This window comes from Kineococcus glutinatus (assembly GCF_039542765.1).
GTDB lineage: Bacteria > Actinomycetota > Actinomycetes > Actinomycetales > Kineococcaceae > Kineococcus_A > Kineococcus_A glutinatus.
Genome location: NZ_BAABIL010000033.1, coordinates 1 through 2,269, shown reverse-complemented (window position 1 = coordinate 2,269; position 2,269 = coordinate 1). Strand labels below are relative to the sequence as shown.

The 2,269-nt window shown below is 79.4% G+C and carries 2 protein-coding genes; one reads left to right on the top strand and one right to left on the bottom strand.

Going from position 1 to position 2,269, the window contains the following annotated elements; translation table 11 throughout:
• Positions 1 to 779, top strand: a 779-nt coding sequence (locus tag ABEB16_RS01820) for an aminotransferase class IV (RefSeq protein ID WP_345710569.1), incomplete at its 5' end; no start/stop codon positions are given.
• On the opposite strand, the gene ABEB16_RS01815 is transcribed toward ABEB16_RS01820, so the two are convergent.
• Positions 745 to 2,269: anthranilate synthase component I family protein (locus tag ABEB16_RS01815; protein ID WP_345710568.1), on the bottom strand; the 1,525-nt coding region annotated here is incomplete at its 5' end. The genes ABEB16_RS01820 and ABEB16_RS01815 overlap by 35 nt on opposite strands.

The window sequence follows — 2,269 nt, the reverse complement described above, 5'->3', positions numbered from 1 at the left end:
ACCTCGGCCTCGGCCGCGGCGACGGCTGCTTCGAGACGCTGCGGGTGCTCGTCGAGGACGGCGGGCGCTGGGTCCACGGCTGGGACGCGCACCTGGACCGCTTCGAGCGCTCCGCCGCCGCCCTCGACCTGCCGCGGCCGGACCGCACCGCGTGGGCCGTGCTGGCCGAGGAGCTGCTGGCGGCCGCCGCGCCCGGGGAGTCGGCGCTCAAGCTCGTCCTCACCCGCGGCCTGCCCGGCACCGGGGAACCGACCGGCCTGGCGACGCTCACGCCCGTCCCCGCGGGCCTGCTGCGCCAGCGCGAGGCGGGCATCTCGGTGGTGACGCTGTCGCGGGGCACCCCCGTGGACGCGCACGCCAGGGCGCCGTGGCTGCTGGGCGGGGTGAAGACGCTGTCCTACGCCGTGCACACCGCGGCGCTGCGGGAGGCCGGGCGCCGCGGGGCCGACGACGCCCTGTTCGTCTCCACCGACGGCTTCGCCCTGGAGGGCCCGACCGCGACGCTGCTGTGGTGGGCGCGGGGCACGCTGCGCACCACGCCGCCGGGCGCCACCGGCATCCTCGCCGGCACCACCCAGGAGGCGCTGTTCGCGGCGGCCGCCGCCGAGGGGGTGGCGGTGGAACCGGCGCTGGCGCAGGTGGGCGACCTGCTGGCCGCCGACGGGGTCTGGTTCGCCTCCAGCGTCCGCGGCGTCGTCGAGGTCGTCTCCCTCGACGGGCGCGAGCTGCCCCGCGAGCCGGGGCTCACGGCCGACTGGCAGCGGCTGGCGGGGTTCTGAGGGCCGGCGCCGGCGGGGCGGGCGCCAGCAGCGCCCGCAGCGGGGCGGCGGCCTTGAGCAGCATCTCGGCGTGCTCCTCGGCCGGGTCGGAGTCGAGCACGACGGCCCCGCCCGCGCCGGTGGTCCACGTCCCGCCGGTGCGCACGAGGGTGCGGATCACCACCGCGAGGTCGGCCGCGCCCGTGCCGGAGAACCAGCCCAGCGCGCCGGAGTAGACCCCGCGCGCCGCGCCCTCCAGGGCGTCGACGATCTCCACGGTGCGCTCCTTGGGTGCGCCGGTCATGGAGCCGGGCGGGAAGGAGGCGGCGACGGCGTCGAGGGCGTCGGTCCCGGCGCGCAGCCGGCCGGTGATCGTGGAGACGAGCTGGTGCACCGTCGCGTACGTCTCGGTCGCCATGAGCCGCGGCACCGCGACGCTGCCCACCTCGCAGACCCGGCCGAGGTCGTTGCGCAGCAGGTCGACGATCATGAGGTTCTCCGCGCGCGCCTTGGGGCTGGCCGCCAGCTCCACCCGCAGCCGCTCGTCCCCGGCCGGGGTGTCCCCCCGCGGCGCGGTGCCCTTGATGGGCGAGGCGGTCACCGACCCGCCGGCGTCGACGGCGAGGAAGCGCTCCGGGGAGGAGCAGGCGACCTCCACGTCGTCGCAGCGCAGGTAGGCGGCGTGGGGGGCGGGGTTGGCGCGGCGCAGCCGCCGGTACACCTCCAGCCCGCTCGGCGGGCCGCCGGGCAGCGCCGCCTCGGGGACGACGGCCCGCGCGGTCAGGCACACCTCGTAGCTCTCCCCCGCCAGCAGCGCCTCCCGGCAGGCGGCGACGGCCGCGAGGTAGCCGGCGCGGTCGGTGCGCAGCCACGGCTCGACGTCGACCTCGACCTCCCGGGCCCGCTGCGGGACCCGGCGCGCCGGCGCGGCCCCGAGACCGGCGAGCACCTCGCAGGTGCGCGCCAGCCAGCGGCGGGCGGCGGGGCGCTCCCCGGGGGTGCTCAGCGCGACCGCCCAGGTGTGCCCGGCGTCGTGGTCCACCACGACGTAGCGCTCCGCCGACATCCACAGCGCGTCCGGGGTGGGCGCGCGGTGCGTCACGGCGAACCCCAGCTCCGCCGCCACCTCGTACCCGAGCCAGCCGACGTACCCGCCGAGCAGGCCGAAGGGGAGCCCGCCGGGGGGCACGCCCGTCGCGTCCGAGAGGTCGGGGCGGCGCCGGGCCAGGCGCCGGCGCAGCACGGCCAGGACGCCCTCGGGGTCCTCGCCCACCCGGTGGCGCACGACGTCGGCCAGCGGCCCGTCGGCCGCCCCGAGGTAGGAGAACCGGGCGGGCGCGGTGGCACCGTCGAGCCAGAACGCCCGGGGGGCGTCGGCGTGCAGCCGCACGAACGCGGCCTCGGGGTCGACGGCGACGTCGAGGCGGCGCACCTCCAGCACCAGCCGGTCGGCCGGGTCCCCTCCGCCCGCGGGGGCGGGCCGCGGGGCCCCGGGCGCCGGCCGCTGGTCC